Source organism: Hydrocoleum sp. CS-953, from assembly GCF_002260545.1.
Lineage (GTDB): Bacteria > Cyanobacteriota > Cyanobacteriia > Cyanobacteriales > Microcoleaceae > Trichodesmium.
On record NZ_LGSU01000153.1, the window covers coordinates 1 to 2,292 of the forward strand.

The 2,292-nt window shown below is 35.0% G+C and carries 2 protein-coding genes; one reads left to right on the forward strand and one right to left on the reverse strand.

Features of this window, described 5'->3' with window-relative positions:
* Nucleotides 1-546 precede the first annotated feature (546 nt).
* The gene (locus AFK68_RS37905) at nt 547-1,332 is read left to right on the forward strand and encodes an RNA-guided endonuclease TnpB family protein (RefSeq protein WP_210407161.1); all 786 of its coding nucleotides are present in this window, start codon (nt 547-549) and stop codon (nt 1,330-1,332) included.
* Between the two features lie 195 nt (nt 1,333-1,527).
* Here AFK68_RS37905 and AFK68_RS01180 read toward each other — a convergent pair whose 3' ends face one another.
* Nucleotides 1,528-1,974 carry a helix-turn-helix domain-containing protein gene (locus tag AFK68_RS01180; protein WP_094670982.1) on the reverse strand — a complete coding sequence of 149 codons (447 nt, stop codon included), beginning with the start codon at nt 1,972-1,974 and terminating at the stop codon, nt 1,528-1,530.
* Nucleotides 1,975-2,292 lie beyond the last annotated feature (318 nt).

Consider the following 2,292-nt stretch of genomic DNA (forward strand, 5'->3'; position numbering starts at 1 on the left):
GGGTGATTAACTGTTGAATGAAAATTGTATAAAGTAGTTGCTATTTGTAGAAAAGTGTGTCTAGCTTAAACAGCTAACTAAAGCTTAGGAAATAATTCAGGTGAATGCGACTTGTTGACAGACATATTATTAACCGAACACATAACTTTTGGCGGGTGTGTGATGAGTTAGCCTTTAAATCAAAAAACTTGTACAACCTGGCTAACTATTATTGTCGTCAGCATTTTTTCAAGTGTTCAAAAAGTCTAGATTTAACCAAGCTATATCACGCCACCAAAGATAGTGATGCTTACAGAGCATTACCAACTAAAGTATCAAAACAAATAATCAAATGCTTGATTGCAACTTGGCGTGGTTATTTTCAGGCTATAAAAGAATGGTCAAAACATCCAGCGAAGTTTTTGGGTAAGCCCAAAATACCCAAATATAAGGACAAAACCAAAGGTAGAAATGTAGTTATATATTCAAAGGAATCAGTCTATAGAGCAAGTCTCAAAGATGGTATTTGTCACTTATCTATGAGTGATATCATGCATACCTGTAGTTGTGGATACTGTGATCGAAGTGAGAATAGTTCCTGCTAATGCCTGCTATATAATTGAAGTTGTGTATGAAAAAAAGAATCAGCCACAAATAGACTCAACATATATAGCCGGGATTGACTTAGGGATTGATCGATTAGTAGCTCTATCTACAAATAAGCCTGGTGTCAAACCACTGCTCATTAATGGGAAGCCACTAAAAAGTGTCAATCAATTATATAACAAGCGAAAAGCCAAGTACCAAAGTGTTCTCAAAGGCCAGAAAAAAACTAGCCGTAAGATTGAGGCGTTAACCTATCACCGAAATCGTTTTGTGGAGAATTATCTACATAACACCAGTAAATTAGTGGTTGAGTATTTAACCACAAATAATATTGGTACTGTAGTCATAGGAAAAAATGATAACTGGAAACAAGGTGCAAATATAGGCAAAAAAACAACCAAAATTTTACCCAAATACCACATGATAAGAAAGCCCAAGCAAATTACTTATAAATGTCAGCTAGCAGGAATTAAGGTGATTGAAACAGAGGAAAGCTATACAAGCAAAACATCTGCCATTGACCAAGAGCCACCAATTAAACATGAAACTTATGGGGGTAAACGAGTCAAACGTGGTTTATTTTTGAGTGCAACTGGTATAGTCATTAATGCCGATATCAATGGTAGTCTTCAAATTATTAGAAAGAAATTCCCGGAGGCATTTACTGCCGTTTGCGCAGCATTCCGTAGGACGGGAATAGTGAGTTGTGCAGTACAGCCTGTATTGGTTAATCCAATATCAAGATAAAAGCTGTTACGATTTTCTACAGTTTTTTTCGTACGGTTCTAATTTCAATTAATGGTATCAAAATTTAATCAGATAACCCGCTCCGATGATAAAAATATAACGCACAAAATTTAGTAGCGTCTAGTAGCATGACACACCTAAAAAAAGTTGCAATTGCTAAATATCATAATTTTATCACTACATCTACAGGACTACCTATTTTTTATTATTTTTGATTAATTTACTCTTTAACTGATATCTAACAGTAGCGTAAACTGCCTTATAAGAAGCATTAATATTATATTCCTCTTGCAACCATGTTTGAATTTCTCCATAACTCTGAAAACCGTTATCGGGATCATTCAGTCGTTTTTCCAACTGATCTCGCGCTTCTGCTGGAATTGCTGGTTTCCGTCCCCCATTTTGTTTAACCTGCAATAACCCTGGTAGACCATCCTTACGATATTGCCTCAACCACCGTTGCACTGTAATCCTGTTTACTCCTAGAGTAACTGCCAATTCTGTAACCGTTGCAACTTGACCAATTTTTAATAGATACAATGCTTGAATCTTCTGAAAACCACTAGCGGTTTTTTGATGATTTAACAATTTTTTCAGTTCTGGAACTGTTTCTGTGATTTCTATTTTACATACTCCGGCCATATTTATTTTCCTTGATATCTATACTACTTTTCTGATATAAAAATCTTTTCTATAATATCTGTAGCATACAAAAAAGTAAATAGTCACTATAATATTTTTAACAAAGGCAGGACTTATGAACGAGAACTCAGAAACCCCTTTTTTTTGTAGCAACCAGGTTTCTTTGCGTAACTCCTGTAGGTGTGAATAAACTTCTCTATGTAGCAAAATTTTATTTTTATAGAACCCCTAAGCGTATCTCCAGAAAATAGGTCCTGGTGGAGAATTAATTGATAAAAAATGGGTAATAATTGATTTGATGATTGGATGAGTGGGAGA